21 protein-coding genes are annotated in these 19,666 nt (G+C 67.5%); 8 read left to right on the top strand and 13 right to left on the bottom strand.

Features of this window, described 5'->3' with window-relative positions; all coding sequences use genetic code 11:
• Window positions 1–13 precede the first annotated feature (13 nt).
• Window positions 14–1,207 (top strand): epoxide hydrolase family protein, encoded by a 1,194-nt coding sequence (locus ACGFH6_RS08365; RefSeq protein ID WP_393381664.1) that lies wholly within the window; start codon window positions 14–16, stop codon window positions 1,205–1,207.
• Window positions 1,208–1,261: 54 nt separating this feature from the next.
• On the opposite strand, the gene ACGFH6_RS08360 is transcribed toward ACGFH6_RS08365, so the two are convergent.
• Both ACGFH6_RS08360 and ACGFH6_RS08355 read right to left on the bottom strand, forming a co-directional pair.
• The gene (locus ACGFH6_RS08360; protein ID WP_393381663.1) at window positions 1,262–2,923 is read right to left on the bottom strand and encodes a LuxR C-terminal-related transcriptional regulator; all 1,662 of its coding nucleotides are present in this window, start codon (window positions 2,921–2,923) and stop codon (window positions 1,262–1,264) included.
• Between the two features lie 67 nt (window positions 2,924–2,990).
• Window positions 2,991–4,028, bottom strand: coding sequence for an AAA family ATPase (locus ACGFH6_RS08355; RefSeq protein ID WP_393381661.1), 1,038 nt, complete (start codon window positions 4,026–4,028; stop codon window positions 2,991–2,993).
• Window positions 4,029–4,280: 252 nt separating this feature from the next.
• Between ACGFH6_RS08355 and ACGFH6_RS08350 the strand changes: the two genes are divergently transcribed.
• Window positions 4,281–4,961, top strand: coding sequence for a sigma factor (locus ACGFH6_RS08350; RefSeq protein WP_393381660.1), 681 nt, complete (start codon window positions 4,281–4,283; stop codon window positions 4,959–4,961).
• A 35-nt stretch (window positions 4,962–4,996) separates the two neighbouring features.
• Here ACGFH6_RS08350 and ACGFH6_RS08345 read toward each other — a convergent pair whose 3' ends face one another.
• The 5 genes from ACGFH6_RS08345 to ACGFH6_RS08325 form a co-directional block, all read right to left on the bottom strand.
• Window positions 4,997–5,941 (bottom strand): hypothetical protein, encoded by a 945-nt coding sequence (locus ACGFH6_RS08345; RefSeq protein ID WP_393381658.1) that lies wholly within the window; start codon window positions 5,939–5,941, stop codon window positions 4,997–4,999.
• A complete protein-coding gene (locus ACGFH6_RS08340; protein WP_393381656.1) occupies window positions 5,938–6,426 on the bottom strand; it encodes a hypothetical protein in 489 nt (162 codons plus the stop codon). The genes ACGFH6_RS08345 and ACGFH6_RS08340 overlap by 4 nt, the downstream gene beginning before the upstream one ends.
• 3 nt (window positions 6,427–6,429) lie before the next feature.
• Window positions 6,430–7,653 (bottom strand): macrolide family glycosyltransferase, encoded by a 1,224-nt coding sequence (locus ACGFH6_RS08335; RefSeq protein ID WP_393381654.1) that lies wholly within the window; start codon window positions 7,651–7,653, stop codon window positions 6,430–6,432.
• Window positions 7,650–8,555, bottom strand: a complete 906-nt coding sequence (locus tag ACGFH6_RS08330; RefSeq protein ID WP_393381652.1) for a patatin-like phospholipase family protein — start codon at window positions 8,553–8,555, stop codon at window positions 7,650–7,652. Before ACGFH6_RS08330 ends, ACGFH6_RS08335 begins: the two co-directional genes overlap by 4 nt.
• A 123-nt stretch (window positions 8,556–8,678) precedes the next feature.
• Window positions 8,679–9,383, bottom strand: coding sequence for an SDR family oxidoreductase (locus tag ACGFH6_RS08325; RefSeq protein ID WP_393381650.1), 705 nt, complete (start codon window positions 9,381–9,383; stop codon window positions 8,679–8,681).
• Between the two features lie 79 nt (window positions 9,384–9,462).
• Here ACGFH6_RS08325 and ACGFH6_RS08320 point away from each other — a divergent pair, with 79 nt between their 5' ends.
• Window positions 9,463–9,846, top strand: coding sequence for a winged helix-turn-helix transcriptional regulator (locus ACGFH6_RS08320; protein WP_393381648.1), 384 nt, complete (start codon window positions 9,463–9,465; stop codon window positions 9,844–9,846).
• Between the two features lie 82 nt (window positions 9,847–9,928).
• Here ACGFH6_RS08320 and ACGFH6_RS08315 read toward each other — a convergent pair whose 3' ends face one another.
• Window positions 9,929–10,423 (bottom strand): winged helix-turn-helix transcriptional regulator, encoded by a 495-nt coding sequence (locus ACGFH6_RS08315; protein WP_393381647.1) that lies wholly within the window; start codon window positions 10,421–10,423, stop codon window positions 9,929–9,931.
• A 136-nt stretch (window positions 10,424–10,559) separates the two neighbouring features.
• Between ACGFH6_RS08315 and ACGFH6_RS08310 the strand changes: the two genes are divergently transcribed.
• Entirely contained in the window at window positions 10,560–11,948 is a 1,389-nt protein-coding gene (locus tag ACGFH6_RS08310; protein WP_393381645.1) for an MFS transporter, read from the top strand.
• Between the two features lie 465 nt (window positions 11,949–12,413).
• A complete protein-coding gene (locus tag ACGFH6_RS08305; RefSeq protein WP_393381644.1) occupies window positions 12,414–12,635 on the top strand; it encodes a hypothetical protein in 222 nt (73 codons plus the stop codon).
• A 95-nt stretch (window positions 12,636–12,730) separates the two neighbouring features.
• Here ACGFH6_RS08305 and ACGFH6_RS08300 read toward each other — a convergent pair whose 3' ends face one another.
• Both ACGFH6_RS08300 and ACGFH6_RS08295 read right to left on the bottom strand, forming a co-directional pair.
• On the bottom strand, window positions 12,731–13,003 hold the full coding sequence (locus ACGFH6_RS08300) for a GlsB/YeaQ/YmgE family stress response membrane protein (RefSeq protein WP_393381643.1): 273 nt from the start codon (window positions 13,001–13,003) through the stop codon (window positions 12,731–12,733).
• Window positions 13,004–13,129: 126 nt separating this feature from the next.
• Window positions 13,130–13,768 carry a TetR/AcrR family transcriptional regulator gene (locus tag ACGFH6_RS08295; protein WP_393381641.1) on the bottom strand — a complete coding sequence of 213 codons (639 nt, stop codon included), beginning with the start codon at window positions 13,766–13,768 and terminating at the stop codon, window positions 13,130–13,132.
• 115 nt (window positions 13,769–13,883) lie between these two features.
• Between ACGFH6_RS08295 and ACGFH6_RS08290 the strand changes: the two genes are divergently transcribed.
• Together ACGFH6_RS08290 and ACGFH6_RS08285 are read left to right on the top strand one after the other, a co-directional pair.
• Window positions 13,884–14,573, top strand: coding sequence for a hypothetical protein (locus ACGFH6_RS08290; RefSeq protein ID WP_393381639.1), 690 nt, complete (start codon window positions 13,884–13,886; stop codon window positions 14,571–14,573).
• Between the two features lie 70 nt (window positions 14,574–14,643).
• Window positions 14,644–15,948, top strand: coding sequence for a cytochrome P450 (locus tag ACGFH6_RS08285; protein WP_393381638.1), 1,305 nt, complete (start codon window positions 14,644–14,646; stop codon window positions 15,946–15,948).
• Window positions 15,949–15,951: 3 nt separating this feature from the next.
• Here the strand turns inward: ACGFH6_RS08285 and ACGFH6_RS08280 are convergent, their stop codons facing one another.
• Window positions 15,952–16,107, bottom strand: a complete 156-nt coding sequence (locus ACGFH6_RS08280; RefSeq protein ID WP_393381637.1) for a hypothetical protein — start codon at window positions 16,105–16,107, stop codon at window positions 15,952–15,954.
• Between the two features lie 252 nt (window positions 16,108–16,359).
• Window positions 16,360–16,740 carry a nuclear transport factor 2 family protein gene (locus tag ACGFH6_RS08275; protein ID WP_393381635.1) on the bottom strand — a complete coding sequence of 127 codons (381 nt, stop codon included), beginning with the start codon at window positions 16,738–16,740 and terminating at the stop codon, window positions 16,360–16,362.
• 345 nt (window positions 16,741–17,085) lie between these two features.
• Between ACGFH6_RS08275 and ACGFH6_RS08270 the strand changes: the two genes are divergently transcribed.
• Window positions 17,086–18,342 carry an MFS transporter gene (locus ACGFH6_RS08270; protein WP_393381634.1) on the top strand — a complete coding sequence of 419 codons (1,257 nt, stop codon included), beginning with the start codon at window positions 17,086–17,088 and terminating at the stop codon, window positions 18,340–18,342.
• Between the two features lie 4 nt (window positions 18,343–18,346).
• Here ACGFH6_RS08270 and ACGFH6_RS08265 read toward each other — a convergent pair whose 3' ends face one another.
• Entirely contained in the window at window positions 18,347–19,636 is a 1,290-nt protein-coding gene (locus ACGFH6_RS08265; RefSeq protein ID WP_393381632.1) for a diacylglycerol/lipid kinase family protein, read from the bottom strand.
• Window positions 19,637–19,666: the final 30 nt, after the last annotated feature.

Genomic DNA, 19,666 nt, shown 5'->3' with positions numbered 1-19,666 from the left:
TCAGGGGGACAGCATGTCCAACGAGAACGAAATCCGTCCTTACCGGCTCTCCATGCCGGAAGATGCGATCGCCGACCTGCACCGCCGGATCGCCGCCACTCGCTGGCCCACCCGAGAGCTGGTCACCGATCGCTCCCAGGGTGTTCAACTGGAGACCCTCCAGGAACTGGCCCGCTACTGGACGACCAACCACGACTGGCGTGCGTTCGAGGCGAAGGTGAACGCACTGCCGCAGTACACGACCAACATCGACGGCGTCGAGATCCACTTCATCCACGTACGGTCGCAGCACGAGAACGCCCTGCCTCTGATCATGACGCACGGCTGGCCGGGCTCGATCGTCGAACTACTGGACAGCGTCGGCCCGCTGACCGATCCGACCGCTCACGGCGGCACCGCGGAGGACGCATTCCACCTGGTGCTGCCGTCGTTGCCCGGCTACGGATTCTCAGGCGAGCCGACCGAGCTCGGCTGGGACTCCAACCGCATTGCCCAAGCGTGGTCGGTGCTGATGGACCGCCTCGGCTACACACGCTACGTAGCCCAGGGCGGCGACGTGGGTGCCGACGTCACAGACGCGATGGGCCGTCAGGGACCCGAAGGCCTGGTCGGCATCCACGTCAACCTGCTCGCCGGCGCACTCGGTCTCAAGGAGCTCCTGCCGGCGGAGTCCGAGCAGGAACGCACCGCCCACGACGCGGTCAACACATTCACCAGGGATGGTTTCGCCTACTTCCTGGAGCAGTCCACGCGGCCGCAGACGATCGGCTACTCCCTGCTCGACTCGCCGATCGCCCTCGCAGCCTGGATGCTCGACCACGACACCGACAGCTACTACAAGATGTCCCGCGCATTCGTCGACAAGGAGCCGACGGGTGGCCTCAGCCGCGACAGCATCCTCGACAACATCACGCTGTACTGGTTGACAGGCACCGGAGCCTCAGCGGCCCGGTGGTACTGGGAATTCGGACGATTCGTGGCAGCAGCCGGCGCATCCGGCCAGGCCCCTCCCCCGGTCTCGGTGCCAGTCGCCTTCACGACATTCCCCGGCGAACTCTGGGCCGCCCCACGTAGCTGGGTCGAGACGGTCTACCCATCCCTCACCTACTTCAACGAGGTCACCAGAGGCGGCCACTTCGCCGCCTGGGAAGAGCCCGACCTCTTCACCTCCGAACTGCGCGCCGCCTTCCGATCCCTCCGCACCTGATCCATCCGCCGCCTTCGTGTCCCGCATCCCGCGGGACACGAAGCGTCCGCCGGATCAGATCGTCGCTCCGGCTGACGTCACTGTCCCCTGGCCGAGCCTGGCGGAGATCTCTCTGCGAGAAGCGATGCCGAGCTTCGAGAAGACCTTGCGCAGGTGCCAGTCGATCGTGTGTGGGCTGAGGAACAGCCTCGCGCCGATCTCGTGATTCGTGAGCCCGTCGCCGGCAAGCCGAGCGATCTGCGCCTCCTGAGCCGTGAGTGCAGTCTGTGGAGCGACGGCGCGCTCGCGTACTCTTCCTCCCGTCGCCTGCAGCTCACGACGCGCGCGCTCGGCGAAGGCGTCAGCGCCGAACTGGCTCAACATCTCGTAGGCGATCGTGAGCTGCGCGCGAGCGTCGACACGGCGGTTCTCCCGTCGCAGCCACTCCCCGTACAAGAGATGCGCCCGGGCCAGGTTCACGCGGACCCGGGTCCTGGCGAGCCGCTCGATCGCCTCACGGTAGAGGTCCTCGGCAGCGACGCCGTCGCTCAGCAGAGCGCGCGAGCACGCCTCGGCGCCGAGTGCCCAGTCCGTGCCGCTGGCCCGCGCTGTCTCCGAGAGCTGCGCCAGCGCGTCGTGCGCGTCCTCAGGCGAGCCAGTGCGCACGGCTGCCTCGATCAGCTCGGCAAGTGCCCAACGCGGCGCGCCGAATTCCTCCTGGTACCTGGCGGCCGCGCGCGCCGCACTCATTGCCTCCTCGTAGTGCGCGAGGCCGTTGCACAGTACTGCGTGATGGCAGTTCGCAACCGTGACCCCGAGCCCCTGGCCGTGGATGGCCGCCTCACTGACAGTCGCGTCGATCAGCGCGCGTGCCTCCCGTTCATGTCCACGAGCTGCGGCCAACGCCAGAGCCCCGAAGGGCGGCTGGACGGTCCCGGTCGCAGTACTCACCGTTCGCACTTCCTCGACCACTGCCGCTGCCGCCGTCAGTTCACCCGCGAAGACGAGCACCACTGCTGACGAGTCCAGCGCCAGCGGAAGACCACTGAGCGCGCCTGTCCGACGGGTGAGTTCCACGTGGCGAGTCGTGACCGTCTGCCAGCGCTCGAGATCCCAGAGATCCGCCGCGATCACTCCCGCCAGCAAGAGCCAGCGCAGTGACTCCTGCACAGGAAGGTCGTCGGCAGTAAGGGCCGTGAGGGCGCTCTCGATCGCCGGTACCGAGGCCGTGAAGCCATCCGTCAAACGCATCCCCAACGCATCCAGCAGTTCATCGGCGGCACGCGGCAACGGCGACGGCGGCGCACCACGCGCCGCCGTTCCCACCTCCGGCCATCCCGGGCTCCGTGCCAGATGACCGGCGAAGACTACCGCCGAGACTGCTTCCAGGTAGGTGTCACGAGCAAGCGCTACGTCGAGCTGCTCGAGCCTGCGAGCTGCGGCAAGCAGCGGAGCAGGGGCCTCCATGCCGCGGCCCTGTGCAAACGCGAGACCGGCGTGCAGCACATCGATCCGGGCGCGAGTCAGCTCGTCGGGCGGATCGATGCCGGCTGTCGCCAGCAGACTCGTCGCCGATCCGAACGCCCCGGCCTGGAACTTCGCTTGGGCAGCTTCCAGCGCGCGCGTCGAGCGGCGGCCAGGATCGTGGGTCAGCTCGGACGCACGCTCCAGGAACGCAGCCATCGTCGCCATGCCACCGCGTGCCTGCGCGCGGGCAGCCGAACGCTCAAGCTCCATCGCGACGTCCTCGTCGGGACCTGAGGCAGCCTGCGCGCGGTGCCAGGCCCGGCGATCCGGATCCACCTCAGGATCGGTCGACTCCGCCAGCGCACGATGGGCCGCCCGGCGCTCTGTCGAAGAGGCGACCCGGTACGTCGCGGAGCGCACCAGCGGATGCCGGAACCGGACGCGGGAGTTGAGAGTTATCAGCTCCGACGCGTTCATGACCGCGGCGTCGACGTCGACGCCCAGACGCTCGTCGCAACAGCTTGACGTCACCGACCGGCTCGGCGGCCGCGACAACCATCAGCGATCGAGTCTCGACCGGGAGCGACTCGATCCGGCGGACGAACTCCCGCTCGATCTGGCTCGACAGCGGCCGCGCGTCCGGTGGCGCGAGGCCGACCGCCACCTCCGCCACCGTCCATCTGCGCGGCAGCTCGAGTATGGCCAGCGGGTTACCGGCGGCCTCGGCGACGATTCGGTCGCGCACCCGCAGGTCGAGCGGACCGGTGACGACGGAGTCCAGGAGTATTCGGGAGTCACGCTCGAGCAACCCTCTGACCGGCACTTCGGGCAGGCCGGCCAGTGTTTCGTGCGACCCGGGTTCGCGGACGGCGAAGACGAGTACGACGGACTCCGCGAGCAGCCGGCGGCCAACGAAGCCCAAGGTCAGCGCCGATGCCTGGTCCAGCCACTGCGCGTCGTCGACGAGACAGAGCAGTGGCTGGTCGGCTGCTGCGTTCGCGAGCAGGCCCAGCGCGGCGAGGCCGACAAGGAACCGGTCGGGCGTAGTGCCCGACCGGAGGCCGAACGCCGTACCGAGCGCATCTCTTTGAGGCTCCGGAAGGTGGTCCAGACCGGCAAGCAGCGGAGAACACAGCTGATGCAGCCCGGCGTACGACAGTTCCATCTCCGACTGAATGCCGGCCGCCCGCACGAGCCGGCATCCGTCCGAACGCTCGATGGCGTACTTGAGGAGTGCTGTCTTGCCGATTCCCGCCTCGCCCCGGAGGACCAAGGCCGCACTGCGCCCCGCCTTGGCGCCTCGCAAGAGGTCGTCAAGGACTCGACACTCGTCTCGTCGCCCGATCAGCCTGGCGCCCGACTGGCCAGGTGCCACCGATCGAGAGTACCTGCAATCGCAGCCGCATCGGTACGGCTCCGGACTGGCCGTTGACACGTCAGGGCCGCAAGCAACAGAAGGCAAACCGAGCCTGAGGCCACGAACCTCGTAGTCGCACAGGCCACGTGGCAGCAAGGCCCACGTGGTAGCCCACGGGCGCTCGGGGGCGCGCAGACAGGGGTGACAGCCGGACTGTGATGACTGACGCATTTCTGCAGTACCTGCCAGACCGGGAGAAGGGCCAGGAGGATGAGCGTTGCTGCCGGGACAGTGAGCTGGGCGGGCGAGAGACCCGGCGCAGTCCTCGATGGTGCGGCTGAGTCTGCCGACGGTGACCTCGACGAGGCCCTCGCTGTCTTCCTCGGCGAGCGAAGACGACTGACAGCGATCGCGTCCATGATCCTGCGCAGCGTCACCGAGGCCGAGGACGTCGTACAGGACGTCTGGCTTCGCTGGCAGAAGACGGACCGGGCAACCGTCGGCAATGCACGAGCACTTCTGGTGACGATGACGACCCACTGTGCCATCAACGTCAGACGGTCGGCCAAGCGTCGCCACGAAGTGTATGGGTCGTCGGTCCCGGATGCGGCAGACCCGAACGCGAGTCCCGCGACGGACCTCGAACAGAGCGAAGCTCTCGAGGAGGCGGTGATGCTGATCCTGGCAAGGCTCACCGCCAACGAACGCGCAGCGTACGTTCTCCGGGAGGCGTTCGACTATCCCTATGACCAGATCGGCGAAGTCCTCCAACTCGGTCCGGTCTACAGCCGTCAGTTGGTCTGCCGAGCGCGGCGGCACCTCGCCACCGACCGAACCGCGATCGTCAGTCCGGACCGGCACCGACGCTTCCTTCAGACGTTGATCGACGCGACCCGGGGCGGCAGCCTGACCAGTCTCGAGGATCTGTTGACCGCGGACCTCGCAGGCTGAAACAGCAGTCGGGTCTCACCGGGAACGTCCGGCACTCAGCGCTCTTCGGCAGCCGTCGTCCGATCAGCGCTCGCGGCACAGTAGTCGCGAATGAGGGCGACCACAGTGTCTGTGGTGCGATCGAGGTGACTGCGGCCGTCGGGCAATGTCGCCGTTGGGCTGATGTAACTGCGCGGCCCCACGTGAGTCGCCGGATCGAGCGTCCGCACCGTGACCTTTCCGGCACGTACCGCGCGATTCCATCCACTACGGCGCAACAGCCGCCACCGCTGCGGGAAGATCCACGTCCCGGCCCTTTCGATGCGATCCTTCGAACTCGTCAGCTGGTACACGTGCTCGACCAACGACAACTCGTTGGCGCCGTTGTGAAAACCGCCGAGCATGATCACCAAGACAGGAGCACCCAACTCGCGGTGGACTTCGTCAACCGCGCCGGTGGACACCTGCGCGCCTCCGCTGTAGCTGAGCAGTACTACCGGGATGTTGCTGTCGGCCCGATACCCGGCCAGTCGGAGCTGAACGACGATCTGTTGCCCGACCGCCCGGTTGTACAACGGGCGGTACCGGCGGTCGGCCGCCACAAAGGTCTGCATGACGTTGTGCAGGAAGAGCAACAGACCTGCTCGACGACGCAGCCACGCCCACACTGGCCGATCAGCGAGCGGCGCGGCCAGCGGCGAGTAGGGCTGCACCTGACCCAGCACTCGCAGCTCCGGCGCCGCGAGGATCACGGCCCGGACGAGTTGGCCACCGTCCCGGGTGTCACGGAACTGACGTTTCCCAATGCCGTCGAGATAGACCAGGTACGCCGCCGGCGGACGATCGGGTGCCGCTCCGCGGGCATACGGCAGACCCTCCGGCAGCTCCGAGGTCGGGACCCTCCAGCCGACGCTGTACGCGAGTACCTCGTACCGGGCCAGTACGCCCTCGACGATCAGAGCCAGACCGATCCCACCGAGCAAGAGCACCAGACTGTTCATGCGACGGACTCCCCCACCCCGACGGCAAGTGCCCTCGCGACGAGTCGTCGAACCACCTCGACTGCACACGCGAGTCCGAAAGCAGCAACAGCCAAGCAGCCCGCCGCGGCTGCCCAACTCAGGCCGCCGGCCGCTGCCAGCGGTCCGGACAGACTGGCGCCGACCGCGGTCAGAAGCAGCACGTGGAGCAGCGGACCGAGCCACGGAAACGCCAGGATGCCTGCGAGCACCAGTGGTGTGATGAGGCCCGGTGTCCAGACGAGTCCGGCAGGGTCGGGCACCGGATCGGACCGCAGCAGTGTGGCAAGTGTCCACGCGGTCCGAGGCCACAAGGCAATCACCGCACTCTCGATCAGAGTGCCGGTCAACAGCAACCCGACGACTACGGACCGGGACATCCCGGGACGGCGCGAGACGAGAGGCAGAACGCGTCCGGTCGCCTCGGACAATCCGGCGATCAGCAGCAGCACGACAACAGGCGACATGAGTCAAGCTCGCCGTGAGGGATCGGCCGGCTCTTCGCGATCGACCGGCCCGGCTGCTCGCAGATACTGCTCGAGCTCGTCGGCGGCACGGCGGAAACCGCCCGGCTCACGCTCGGCGATCTGCAGGGCCAGTGCCGCCGCGCGGAACTTCGGCTCCTCGAGAAGTTGGCGTGCGAGCGTCTGCACGAGGGTCTCGGTGATGTCCTGGGTTCGGATTGTCGAACCGGCCCCGAGCTCCACGACCCGGCCGGCCACCAACGGCTGATCGGCACCCTGGGGAACCACGAGCATCGGCACGCCGGCGTACATCGCCTCGTTGACGCCGTTCATGCCGCCGTGCGTCACGAACAGGGACGCGCGAGCCAGCACCTCCGGCTGCGGGACAGAGCGACGAGCGAGAACATTCGCGGGCAACGGCGTGAGCGCGGAGGGATCGGTCTGTCCCGTTGCAAGGACCACTGTCTCGGCCAGAGGCGCGAGCGCGGTCGCGAGCGTTCGGAGCAACTGCGGATCTGCTGTGAACACGGTGCCCATCGAGATGTAGACGACCCGGGACCGCAGTCTGTCGATCGGGAACGACGGGTCAGGCGGACGAGCCCCGATGCTTGGCCCGACGAAGCGGAACGACTCGTCGAACCCCTCGGCAGCCGGCTGAAAGGTCCGGGAGGTGTAGACGAGATTGAGTGCCTGGCGAATGTTGCCCAGATCAACCAATGGCAGCCCGCGCGCGCCGAAGCGCCGACGTAGCTCCCACCGAGATCGCAGATACCCCTTGACGTGGAGTGGATGAGCCGCTCCCGCCAGCAGCAAGCTCCTCGAGACACCGGTCGGGCTGGGCGCCTGCCGATTGAACGCGAAGGTGGTGAACGACGATGCCACGGGCACTGCAAGCTCTCGAGCTGCTATCGCACCCCACGGACAAGCAGAGTCATGGACGATGAGATCGGGCTGTATGTCCCGCAGCTCACCGAGTACGCCGGGCAGCACTTGTACGGCGGTGCGCGCCAGCCCGTCCAGCAACGCAATCGGCGTGGGCGGATCGGGCAACGCCTGATCGCCGCCGGCGTAGAACCGTACTGTGGCGCCGGCCCGTTCGACATCCGGCCCGAATGCAGGCGAGGTGTGGTAGCTGACCGTGTGACCACGTCGGACGAGTTCGGCGACGATCGGAAGCGTCGGGTTGACCCGCCCGCGCATAGCGATGTTCAGGAAGGCGATGGTGCTCATTGGCTGGTTCCTGTCTCGACGCGAGCCTTCGACGGCTCGGTGTCAGGGTCGGCTCGGTACAGTCCGGGGCCATCGACCGCGAGTTCCTCGAGAAAGCGCTCTGCCGTGGCCATCGCTGTGGTGATCAACCGTTGTGAATGCCCGAAGTCCCATGGGGCAGGCCATTTGTCGACGCCGGTAGGCAGCACGACGGTAGGGATGTGTTGGGACACATCGCGCAGATCGGACTCGATCTGATGGTGCACCTGGAGTACGGCGGCCCTCGAGGCGATCGCACCGGCGCGCCGGCGTGGTGTGGCCGTCGGCAACGGCCAACTCGCTGGCCCGGTCGAGAGAACCAGCACACTGGCCGCCCCCACCGCGTAGGCGGCCCGGACCGGAACGTAGGCGATCAGACCGCCGTCGACAAGAGTCCGGTCGTCCCGTGCCACCGGTGGCAGAACGCCGGGGATGGCAGAACTCGCCAGCAGCGCTGACTCGAGGTCTCCGCAGTCAAGCCGTACCTCCGCACCGGACGCGAGGTCCATGGCGACGGCGGTGAACGGGATCGGCAGATCGTCGATCCGTGCCGGCAGCTCGGCCCCTGCGATCAACCGGCGCAGGCCACGATCGGAGAACAGACTCGCACGCGAGGACAGGTACCCGAGTGGGAACACCTCACGACGACGCAGATGAATCCACACCTCGTCCAACCGTGCAGCCGCAGAGGCCGGATGCGCAGCGGCAATGGCACCGGTGAGGGCGCCGACCGACGTACCAACGATCAGGTCCGGGACGAATCCGCGACGTTCCAGCGCGTGCCCGACGCCGACATGGGCCGCGCCGAGCACACCACCACCGCCCAGGACCGCGGCGACCGGACGCGGCAGCGCTGCCAACCCTCCACTGATCATGTCCTGCATGGGCCCACCTCGCGGCGCTGACTGACTCACTCACAGAGAAAGACCGGGCACCTCCCCTCTGTGTGACACACCAGCGGCTGAAAGCTTCGAGTGACAACTGCCACGCCAGCGAGGTCGTGGGGGTCAGGCGGTTTTGTGGCGGGCTCCGCCTTCGAGGTGGATTGTCTCGCCCGAGATGAAGCCTGCGTGCAGGAGCCACATCACCGTGTCGACGACGTCATCGGTCTCGCCGTGCCGTCCGACCAGCGTGCCGGCGGCGCTCTTGGTCAACAGGGCGGCCTTCTTGGCGCCGAGCCGGTCCCAGGCACCCGAGTCGACGACACCGGGCGAAATGGCGTTGACCCTCACCGGGGCGAGGTCGGCCGCGAGGTGGCGAGAGACAAACTCGACCGCGCCGTTCGTGGTCCCCTTGACCAGTGAGCCCGGCCCAGGCCGCCAACCGACAATGCCGGAGAACAACACGATCGATCCAGCCGGCCGCAGTACCGGAGCGAAATGCTTCGCAACCAGCATCGGCCCGATCACCTTCGCCGTGAACGCGGCCACCAGCTTGTCCCGGTCCAGGTCGACCGCACGAACGTCGTGCGGCGCCGAACCGGTCATCACGATGTGATCGACCCCGTCCTCGAGCCTCGCGGCCGCGGCGGCGATCGTCGTCTCGTCCTGCAGATCGATGCGCACCGCGGTCGCACCGATCTCGCTCGCCAGGGCGTCGGCGGCCGCCAGGTCGCGTGCGCCGATCACCACGTCGTACCCGTCCTTCACCGCACGCCGCGCGACGGCCGCGCCCAGCGCCCGTGCACCACCGATGACCAGGATCCGCTCCATGTGTGTCACTCCCTCTCGTAGGATCGGATGCAACGGTATGGATTTGATACCGGTATCTTCAACGGAACTGGGAGCAGCCATGGGCAAGGCGTACAACGTGATGGCAGCCAGCTGCCCGAGCCGTACGGTGCTGCACCGCATCGGCGCCCGCTGGACGGTGTTCGTCGTCAACGCCCTCGCCGACGGACCGCGTCGCTTCACCGACCTGAAGTCCCACATCCAGGGCATCACGCCGAAGGTCCTGACCGAGACCCTCCGCTCCCTGGAGGTCGACGGCCTGATCAGCCGGCACGAGTACGACGCGAACCCGCCGCATGTCGAGTACGACCTCACGCCACTGGGACGTTCCCTCCTCGTCCCCCTCCTCGCCGTACGACGCTGGGCCGAACAACACGTCCCCGACATCGAAGCCGCCCGAGCCCGCCACGAGACCAGGACCGCCATCACCAACCAGTCCAGCTAGAGGACAGCATCGACCATCCCGTGAACCCGCCGCGGGAGCGCCATCGGATTTGACGCGCTGCCGCTCGGGGACTGGCAGGAGGTCAGCCCTTGCCTGACAGGGCCACGCGGGCGGCGGCCTGGCGATCGGCCTCCAGGCGGTCCGCGGTCTCTCGTTCGGCCACCACTCTCCTGTCGTAGGCGGTGCGGGCGGCTGCGATGGCGTTCTGGTGCTCCTCGGTCCAGACGACCAGGGCGCTGATGGTGCTGTGCAGGGTCGCACCCATCGGGGTCAGCTCGTAGTCCACACGTGGCGGGACGGTGGCATGCACAGTCCGGCTCACCAATCCGTCACGTTCCAGATGCCGCAGCGTACGGGTCAGCATGCGCTGGCTGACCCCATCGATCGCGCGGCTCAACTCGCTGAAGCGCAGGCTCCGCTTGTCGAGCAGTGCGATGACCAGAAGCGACCACTTGTCGGCGATGCGGTCGAGGATATGCCGCACCTCACACTCTGCGCGCTGGTCCCACTGGAGAACGTCCTCGTCGACGCCGGTATCACCGCAGTAACCGAGGGACTCGAAAGTGCCGTCTTCCATAGCCATCGATGGTGCCTGACGATGCTGTCACTTACAAGAAGTAACCGACAGACAATTAGGAACCATCTCCGGATCGGTTCCACCGATACAGAGGGGTTGGACTCCGATGTCGAATTCGGTCAGCGGGCCGGCACGCATGACAGTGCGCGCATGGGGCGTGTTGCTGGTGTTGTGCGGTGCGATCTTCCTCGAGGGGATCGACGTGGCGATGCTGAACGTCGCGCTGCCGTCGATCCGCGCCGACCTCGGGTTGTCCACCGGGATGCTCAGCGGTGTGGTCAGCGCCTACGTGCTCGGCTACGGCGGGTTCATGTTGCTGGGCGGCCGCGCTGCCGACCTGCTGGGACACCGGCGGGTATTCGTGGTGTGGCTGACTGTCTTCATGCTCTTCTCCGGGCTCGGCGGGTTCGCCACCGAAGGCTGGATGTTGCTGGCCGCGCGTTTCGTCACGGGCGTGGCGGCCGCGTTCATGGCGCCGGCCGGGCTAGCTCTGGTCACCTCCAGCTTTCCCGAGGACCGTGTACGCACCAAGGCGCTGGGCGTGTACGCCGGGACCGCGGCGGGCGGGTTCTCGCTCGGGCTGGTCGCCGGCGGCGTGCTCACGTCGTTCGGCTGGCGGTGGGTGTTCTTCGCGCCGGTCATCCTGTCCGCGCTGATCCTGGTGGCGGCGCTGATCCTGCTGCGCGACTCCGGCGGAAAGCGGGCTCGGGGCGGCTTCGACCTGGCGGGATCGCTGGCCATCACCGGTGCCATGTTGCTGCTGGTGTACGGAGTGGTCCGGCTGGAGCGCCCCGGTGACGGGACGTTCCTGACCGTTGCGACGTTCGTCGCGGGGCTGGCGCTGCTCGGACTGTTCGTCGCGATCGAGCGGCGGTCGTCGTCGCCGCTGGTGCGGTTGGGGATCCTGCGCAAGGCGTCGCTCGTGCGCGTCAATGCGGCGGCGCTGCTGTTCCTCTTGGCGTTCGCCGGCTTCCAGTTCCTGGCCACCCTGTACTTCCAGGAGGTGCGCGGCTGGAGCACGATGCAGACCGGGCTGGCCATGCTGGTGATCGGAATCGACACGGTGCTCGCGCCGACGCTCACGCCACGCCTGGTCAACCGCTTCGGAAACGTGCGGGTCTTGTTCGGCGGCATCGTCTTCGCGGCGGTCGCATACGCGCTGTTTCTGCCCATCGGCATGGATTCGGCCTACACCGCCATGCTCCCGGCGTTGCTCCTGCTCGGGCTGGCTTTCGCATTGGCGTACGGACCGCTGACCATGGCCGCGACCGAGGGTGTCGATGACGAGGAGCACGGTTTGGCGGGCGGTCTGCTCTACACGGCCATCCAGTTCGGCATGGCGCTCGGGCTGTCGGCCGTCACCGCAGTCAGCGTCTCCGCCGGAACCGGCCTGAGCGCGCTGCGGACCGCGCTGGTGGTCCCGCTGGCGGCGGCGCTGCTCGGCGCGCTCGTCATGGCCTTCGGTCTGCGCACCCCGGTCGCCTCACCCGAACCGGCTGACGAGTCCGCGCCCGCCACCGTTTGACAGCAGGACGCCGTCCCGACCTTGGGCCGACGATCTGGAGACACAGTGTCAGTTGTGCGACCTCTTCTGGCATACGAGCCCGCAGCGGACCGACTACAACCTCGGCAACGTGCGATGCGGCCGCGGCCCACCGGTGGCGCGTGCGGGGTGGGGACACGGGGGAACTCGGCTTGGGTGTGGAGAACTGCTGTTGGCAGCGGCGCCGGGCACGCTTGTACGACGCAGTGGTCTGGGAACCCACGCTCGTGATGGCTGGTGTCATCGCGCCAGCCGTCAAGGACAAGCGAGGTCGTAGACGCTAAAAGGCCGACGGATCCAGATAACGATCGTCTCTTGACCCCCTCAGCCGAGTAAGACCAAGCGCGATCTACTGATCCAGGCGATCACGCGAGGTGTGAACGTGGCCAACCTCGGAGCGAATGCGGCGTACCGGCGAATCACGTTCACAGACAGCAGCCGGCGGGCTTGGGACCCACCTTCGCCTACGGCTGCTTCCTGGTACGCCGCTGCCCGTCCAACTGGAACGTCCCCACACCGCCGGCGACCTCACAGCAGCTCGTGACGGTCATGGTCAACAACATCACCGACTGGGTCGGCCGCGGCACGATCACCCCACCGGACGACACGGCCGCCGCGGCGCGCGTCGCCATCCCCCAGCAACAACTCCCCGTAGAGAACGAGAGGTGATGGCAGTCGCCGAAGCAAGCGAGGAGACAGAAGAGTGACCGCCGGCGTCACGAATCACCGTGACACCGGCAGTCTGAGGTCGGATCGTGCCGCGTTCAGCGGTGTGCGGAGGTGTTCCGGCCCGTGACCGTGGATGCGATGACTACCAGTACGGCCGCGATCACGATCGCCACAATCCAGCGGACCCAGTCGATACCTGGGCTGCCGTTGCCGCCGAACGCGGTGTAGACGAACCATCCGATCACCACTCCACCGATCCCACACAGGATAGTGAGCCAGATCGGGATGTTGTCCTTGCGGCCCGGAGCAACGAACTTTCCGAGCAGGCCGATGATGATGCCGGCGACGATGACTCCGATGATCTCCATGGTTGCTTCCTCTTGTCGCTCCGAATCGCCGGGGCGATATACCCGCAGCGATCAACCCTGTGCCCAGGCACAAACCCGATCCCGACGCCCCGAACGGGCCAGGCAGCTCGGAGGCCGTCGGGCTTGCTACCGGTTGGGCAGCAGCTGGGTGATCAGGGCATCGGCCGTCCATTGCTGCCATCGGCTGGGACTCCAGCCCCGCCGTTTGGTGAGGTACTGGTACATCTCGGGGCTTTGCAGGGCGAGGGCGATGTCGATCGCCATGGCCGTATCGAGTCCGTCCCGCAGCGGACCCTTGCCTGCGAGGGCGGTGATGAGCCGCTCCATGACGGTGGCGCGCTGGCTGTTGTTCGTCTCCCATAGCTCGGCGATCTCGGGATCGGCCGACGCGGCGTTGGCGACAACCTGCAAGACGGGGGCGACGCGCTCGTAGATCTCTCGCGCGATCCGCGTCTGCTCGCGCAGCTGCTTCTCCTGGTCCGGGTCGTCGATCGCCGCGAGCACCTCAGCTCGTTCCAGGGTCGGAACGAGCTCCTCGTCGCCGGCGACCGCGACGTCGAGGATCTCACTGAGCAGGGCGCGTTTGCTGCCGAAGGTGAAGTACACCGTCTGAACCGCCATTCCAGCCTCGTCGGCGATGGCCTGGATCGACGTGACGGCGTACCCACGCTTGATGAACAGGGTCAGCGCAGCCTCCCGCATCCGGCGCCGATTGGCGCGCGCCTTGTCAGCCCTGCTGGTGGCGGCGCCGGCAGTCGAGTTCATGGTCACAGCCTAGCAGTTGACTAGAGTGATGCTCTAGTGATTCACTAGAGCGTCACTCTAGTGAACGCGCCGCGCTCCACGAACGTCGGCCACTTCGGAATGGAGACCACCATCGATGAGCGACACCGCTCTGAATTCCGGCGCCGTGCGTCGGCAACTACGCACGACGGCGAAGCTGACGGCCCTGGTCGGTGGGCCGGTGTTCTGGCTGGGGACGGTGCTGCACCCTGCCCGTGACGGGTGGAGCATCGCGGCCGTCGGCGAGCGCTACGGGCTGACGCATGACATCCAGGCAGCAGGCCTGCTGCTGCAGGTCGTCAGCCTGGCGAGCGTGATCGCATTGGGCACCCAGATCACCCGGCGGCGAGATCTGCGCGCCTGGTACGCCGCCTTGACCGGCACGCTGCTGTGGTTCGCTCTGATCATCTTCGACGGGTCGCACAACCCGGTGCGAGCGCAGTACGCACCCAGCCTGGTGCACGAACCAGCCGACCTGAACACACCCGCCGGGCTCATCGTGTTCCCGGCTCTGCTGGCCTTTCCGGTCGGTTACCTGTGGCTGACCCGCACGCTCGACCGGCACCGCCTGCGCTGGACCGGCGTACTGCTCGGCGTCGGCGCCACCATCTACACGATCGGCGGCCTGTTCATCTTCACTTCCGGCCCGCGCTTCGGCCTCATCCAAGTCTTCGAAGTCGCCGGCGCCACCCTCTACGCGATCGGCTTCATACAGCTCGGCCGTGCCGCTCTGCACGATCTTCCGAGCGACTCCAGCCACCGCCGACTCAGCTCCGATGCACCCTGAACGTCTCCCGCAACGCCCTGATACTGCGCGCCGAAGCCGATGACCAGCAGCACCTCCGAAGGATCCAGAAATGTTGCCAAATGCACCGGACCGGAGAACCACCACACCGGCCGCCGGCCACGAGAGCGCGGCCTCGATCATCCAGGCCCTCATGTCACCCGCGGGACGGGCCGACCCGTTCCCGCTCTACGCCGCTGCACACCGAATCGGACCCGTGCTCGCTGTCACCGACAGCGTGTTCGTCGTCTGCGGATACGCGGCGGTCAACCAGGTACTGCGAATCCCGGGCTTCGGACTGCCGGAGGCGGCACCCAGCCACCTCGGCACTCCCGACCAAGCCGGGGACGACGCGCTCCGCTCGATGAGCCGGTCGATCCTGCGGGCCAATCCCCCGGACCACGGCCGCATGCGGTCCGTGGTCTCTCAGGTGTTCACGCCACGCCGAGTCGCGTCACTACAGCCGGCGGTCGAGGCAGCCGTGGATACCCTGCTCGACCGGCTCGCCGCGTCTGGAGCAGACGGCCACACCGTCGACTTCATGGATCAGTTCGCGTTCCAGTTGCCGGTCACCGTCATCTGCGAACTTCTCGGAGTCCCCTCAGCCGATCGCGGCCGGTTCCGTCCGCTGGCATCCGATCTGACCGCGGCACTGGAACTCTCGGGCAACGCGGACGGTCCCGCCGACGCGGCCGCACGCGAACTGGGCAGGTACTTCACCCGCCTGATCAGCCAACGTCGCGCAGCGCCGGGCGACGACCTCGTCAGCGCCTTGGTGGCAGCCCGCGATGCGGAGGACGGTCGCCTGTCCGACGAGGAACTACTCGCCAATCTGATCCTGCTGCTGGTCGCCGGCTTCGAGACCACCACCGATCTCCTCGGCAACGGGCTGGCGATCCTGCTCGGCAGGCCGGACCTCATCTTGGCGCTGCGCTCCGGCCAGACCACCATCGCAGGCTTCGTCGACGAGGTACTGCGCTACGAGTCTCCGGTACAGGTCACGACCCGCGTGGCACGCACCGACGGTCTGGTTGTCGACGATGTTCCCATCCCGGTCGGCAGCGACGTGATCCTGTTGCTCGGAGCAGCCAACCGCGACCCCGCGCGGTATCTACAGCCCGACCGCTTCGATCCCACCCGCACCGACACCAAGCCCGTCAGCTTCGGCGCCGGGCCGCACATCTGTATCGGCAACAGCCTGGCCCGGCTCGAAGCGTCGGTGGCCTTCCCCCGCCTCCTCGACCGCTTCCTCCTCATCTCGGCAGACCCCAGCCGGCAGCCCAGCCGCCGGGACCGACTCGTTCTACGCGGCTACCAAACGCTCCCAGTCCAAGTTGACCCTCCACGCCCGGGCTCCTCGCCGAACCCGGCCAAGTAACGATCACCGGTGAAGGCCCTGCCCGCGGAGTTGCCGGTTGGTGTGGAGGCAGCCGCGACTCAATGACGGTGGCGTCACCAATCGCGGGAGCAGCGGAAGTTCGGTGACCTTCAGGCCCTGCTGGAGGTGGACCTGACGCTGCACGTGCGAGGAAGCCATCACACCGACGCTGGCGCGGGTGCGAGCGAACTCACACCCCGCAGACGCGGAACTGCACGGGCCCACCCACACACCTCAGTCAGACCGCCAAGTACGAGGACAACCTCGGCGGCACCCCGGTCGAGGACGTCGCCCTATCAACGCTTCGTGGCGGCCCGAACATGCTGCCGTCCGGAATCGCGACCAAGCCACCGCACGGTTGAGCAAGCCGAGCTGGGGCGGCGGCGACCGGGAGTGTCACGGGAGGAGGGATCAGGTGCCGGGAGCGATCGCGCAGGCTGAGATGCAGACCCAGGTGCCCTCGCGCTTTTGGTAGGCGTCCGTGTAGAGAGCTTCCTGCTCCGTGCCATCGGCGAGCATGGTGTAGGTGCTGCGACCGTGGATCAGAGCAACATCGCTGAGGATGCGGACCTTCACGTCGTGCACAGCGAGATCTTTGAAGGGCCGCGGCTTGGCGATGTACTCGAGGAACTCCTCACGGTTGCGGGTGACGCCCGGAGTCTGTACGACGAAATCTTCAGCAAGCAACTCGCTGAAGCGCGTGGCATCGCTGGCCTGGTCGGCCTCGACGTAGTCGAGGTTGAGCCGTTCGAGGATCGCCAGATCCTCGGCCGACGGCTTGGTGTCGCTCAACTTCTTACTCCTTCTGTATGCGGTCCAACGGTCGTTGTCGGGTGTGCACAGCGACCGGCGTCATCGTGCAAGTGATCAGTGGCCGTTCGGTGGCACCGTCTTACCGATGTGATCTCGTTCGTTTCTGGACGATCGAGGTCGCTCCCCCGCGCCTGTCAGGTGGGTGTGAGCACGGGAGGGCGCCGAGGGGGCGAGTGAAACTTGCGCGCTGGTTGGTAAGACGGCGCGACGGATCGACGCTCATCAGATGGACGGGGACGCCATCCGTTAGGCCCTTGGGTAGAGACACAGGCCGAAGCCGGCGGAAGCTCCGCGGTGTTCGGGACTGAAGGAAGGCACTGCTCGATGCAGAACGAGGCACCGGTGATCAACCTGCGCCGTCGGAACAGACCACTCTGGCTGGCGTTCGTCGCCGCGGTGGTCTCCCTGGTGGCCGTGTTCGCCGCAGTGGGCTCGACAATCCCCCTCTTCAACATCTACCGGACAGAGGACGGGTTCACCAACGCCGACATCTCGCTGACCGTCGTCGCCTACTCCGCCGCCACTCTCAGCACACTGTTGGTGCTGGGACGACTGTCGAATCATGTGGGCCGACGGCCCAACGCGATCGCCAGCCTCGGACTGCTCGTACTGGGTTGTCTGCTGCTCTTGAACGTGCACGACATCGGCATCCTGATCGCCGGCCGGCTCCTGATGGGCCTCGGCGCCGGGCTGGCCAGCAGCACCCTCACCGCCTACATCGTCGACGCCGCACCGGCCCGGCCGACCTGGCTTGCCTCCGTTGCTTCCAGCCAGACAGTCATGCTCGGTCTCGCCGTGGGTGCCATCGCGTCCGGGGCCTTGGTCCAGTTCGGCCCGTGGCCTCGCGACCTCATCTACTTAGTGGTCATCGGCCTGCTCTTGCTGTCTGCCGCTCTCGTCGCCATCAGCCCAGAGACCGTGACTCCGAAGCCGGGCGGTTGGCGATCACTGCACCCTAGCGTTCGCGTACCGGTCCGGGTCAGGCATCTGCTCCCCGTCGCGGCCGCGGTGTTGCTAGCCACCTGGGCGACCGGGGCCTTCTACCAGGCCTTCGTGCCCGCACTGGTCGCGGATCAACTTCACACCAACAGTTCGCTCGTCCTCGGACTGGTGTTCGCCGCGTACATGGGCCCCAGCGCTCTGGGCGCTCCCCTTGGCGGCCGGTTCTCACCGGCGGCAGCTCAGCGCATCGGCATGGTCGCCTTCCTGGCCGGATGGATCGGCCTGATCACAGCGATCACTACCGGTACCTTGCCGTTGTTCATCGCCGCAACCATCACTGCGGGAGCCGCTCAGGGCATCGCCATCAGCGCCGCCACCCGTGGTCTGCTGTACGGCAGTACCCTGCCCGACCGGGCACCAATCTTCGCCGTGGTCTATCTCCTCAGCTACAGCGGCGCGACCATTCCCAGCCTCATCTCCGCCCGACTCACCAACATCTTCTCCCTACCGCGGATCGCCCTCGGATACGGCGCACTTACCCTCGTCGCCACGCTGCTCACCGTCCTCGCCGCGCGCAACCCGCGCCAGTCGGCCCCTGACAAGACGCCGAAGGAAGGCCAACGTCCGAGCGCTCTCTGACGCGTCAGGTTGACGTCGTTGGGCGATGGCGGCCGAAGGCGATCCGTGTCATCTCGACCAGACCGTCCCAGACCCCGTCGGGGGCCATCGCCGACGGGGAGGTTCCTGGGTGCTTGCGGGCGATACGCACACGGAGGACCCCCGGACGAATGTGAAAGTGCAACGGCGCATCGAGGACGAGCGCCTCTCCATCGACGCCGGCGGGAACAGGACCCGACGCCTCGACCTCGAAGGTCGGTGCGGACCACTCACGCCACGGCTGCTGCTTCGAACGGCCGCCCTCGCCGTCCCCGGTGGCCGTGCCCAGGACGGTGATCCCCAGCAGGCCGTCGTCGATGCGCGGGCGGGTGCCCGAGCCGACCGCGTGGCCGAGCCGGTAGCGGTTGTTGGAGACGAGCACGGCCGCGCCGCCACGGTGCGGCTGACCGCTCGGGCCATTCCAGCGCATGTCGAGCTCATCGCCACTCGGGCCGAGTACGTCGGGCACCGTGTCGAGCAACGTGCGGATCTTGGCGTCGCGATACCCGGTGCGCTGGACGGCCTCGGCGTACAGACCGAGCGACACGTTGTTGACGAACACCCGGCCGTTCACCTCGGCCAGGTCCACCCGCCGTTCACCACCATCGACGAACGCCTCCAGGGCGCCCACGACATCGTCGCGGTCAACGCCGAGGTCGAGCGCGAAGTGGTTGCGGGTGCCGGCGGGTATGCAGGCGTACGGCAGCCCCTTTTCAGCGGCGATCGCGGCGACGATCGCCTGCGACCCGTCCCCACCGGCCATCGCGAGCCCGTCCGCGCCACGCTCGACCGCACCGCGGACCAGCACCTCGAGGTCGTCCCCGAGCTTCAGCTCGATCGGCTCGATGCCACGCTTGCGCGCCTCCGCCGCGAGCGCGAAGCGCTCTGCCTTGCCACCGCCGGATTTCGGGTTGTAGAACAGCACCGCCGTGCGCGGGGCGGGGGCGCTCGGCAACTCCACATGTACGGCGAGTGCGGCCTCCGCCGCCGCCAGCGTCACCAGCAGCCCCACCACAACCAACAGGTCCGCCAGCCGCGTCCCGCCCACGATGAGCACGACGACGGCGCCGGCGAGGGCCAGGACGGCGACTGCGAGCCCCACCACCCGCGCGACCCCTCGTCGGAGTACGCCGAACCAGGCGGCCGCGGCGGCGATCAGCACGCAGCCCAGGAGAATCAGGCCACGCGGGAACTGGTTCACTGCGACCACCACAGCGAGCACCAGCGTGGCCACTCCCATCAGCAGCGCGAAGGCCGCCGTCAGTCGCCGCCTCATCGGACCCGTCCCACATCGGCCCGGACCCAT

The sequence above is a fragment of the Kribbella sp. NPDC049227 genome (genome assembly GCF_043197265.1).
In the GTDB taxonomy this organism is placed as follows: Bacteria; Actinomycetota; Actinomycetes; order Propionibacteriales; family Kribbellaceae; genus Kribbella.
Note: the sequence above shows the minus strand (reverse complement) of the source record. Positions and strands in the feature narration are given on the sequence as shown.

What these genes read in the sequence shown, in the direction of transcription:
- ACGFH6_RS08350 (WP_393381660.1), top strand. Translation starts at nt 4,281, where the DNA reads ATGAGCGTTGCTGCCGGGACAGTGAGCTGGGCGGGCGAGAGACCCGGC.
- ACGFH6_RS08290 (WP_393381639.1), top strand. Translation starts at nt 13,884, where the DNA reads ATGAGCGACACCGCTCTGAATTCCGGCGCCGTGCGTCGGCAACTACGC.
- ACGFH6_RS08280 (WP_393381637.1), bottom strand. Translation starts at nt 16,107, where the DNA reads ATGGCTTCCTCGCACGTGCAGCGTCAGGTCCACCTCCAGCAGGGCCTG.
- ACGFH6_RS08335 (WP_393381654.1), bottom strand. Translation starts at nt 7,653, where the DNA reads ATGAGCACCATCGCCTTCCTGAACATCGCTATGCGCGGGCGGGTCAAC.
- ACGFH6_RS08315 (WP_393381647.1), bottom strand. Translation starts at nt 10,423, where the DNA reads ATGGAAGACGGCACTTTCGAGTCCCTCGGTTACTGCGGTGATACCGGC.
- ACGFH6_RS08325 (WP_393381650.1), bottom strand. Translation starts at nt 9,383, where the DNA reads ATGGAGCGGATCCTGGTCATCGGTGGTGCACGGGCGCTGGGCGCGGCC.
- ACGFH6_RS08300 (WP_393381643.1), bottom strand. Translation starts at nt 13,003, where the DNA reads ATGGAGATCATCGGAGTCATCGTCGCCGGCATCATCATCGGCCTGCTC.
- ACGFH6_RS08330 (WP_393381652.1), bottom strand. Translation starts at nt 8,555, where the DNA reads ATGCAGGACATGATCAGTGGAGGGTTGGCAGCGCTGCCGCGTCCGGTC.
- ACGFH6_RS08310 (WP_393381645.1), top strand. Translation starts at nt 10,560, where the DNA reads ATGACAGTGCGCGCATGGGGCGTGTTGCTGGTGTTGTGCGGTGCGATC.
- ACGFH6_RS08295 (WP_393381641.1), bottom strand. Translation starts at nt 13,768, where the DNA reads ATGAACTCGACTGCCGGCGCCGCCACCAGCAGGGCTGACAAGGCGCGC.
- ACGFH6_RS08345 (WP_393381658.1), bottom strand. Translation starts at nt 5,941, where the DNA reads ATGAACAGTCTGGTGCTCTTGCTCGGTGGGATCGGTCTGGCTCTGATC.
- ACGFH6_RS08340 (WP_393381656.1), bottom strand. Translation starts at nt 6,426, where the DNA reads ATGTCGCCTGTTGTCGTGCTGCTGCTGATCGCCGGATTGTCCGAGGCG.
- ACGFH6_RS08285 (WP_393381638.1), top strand. Translation starts at nt 14,644, where the DNA reads ATGTTGCCAAATGCACCGGACCGGAGAACCACCACACCGGCCGCCGGC.
- ACGFH6_RS08365 (WP_393381664.1), top strand. Translation starts at nt 14, where the DNA reads ATGTCCAACGAGAACGAAATCCGTCCTTACCGGCTCTCCATGCCGGAA.
- ACGFH6_RS08270 (WP_393381634.1), top strand. Translation starts at nt 17,086, where the DNA reads ATGCAGAACGAGGCACCGGTGATCAACCTGCGCCGTCGGAACAGACCA.
- ACGFH6_RS08265 (WP_393381632.1), bottom strand. Translation starts at nt 19,636, where the DNA reads ATGAGGCGGCGACTGACGGCGGCCTTCGCGCTGCTGATGGGAGTGGCC.
- ACGFH6_RS08360 (WP_393381663.1), bottom strand. Translation starts at nt 2,923, where the DNA reads ATGGAGCTTGAGCGTTCGGCTGCCCGCGCGCAGGCACGCGGTGGCATG.
- ACGFH6_RS08320 (WP_393381648.1), top strand. Translation starts at nt 9,463, where the DNA reads ATGGGCAAGGCGTACAACGTGATGGCAGCCAGCTGCCCGAGCCGTACG.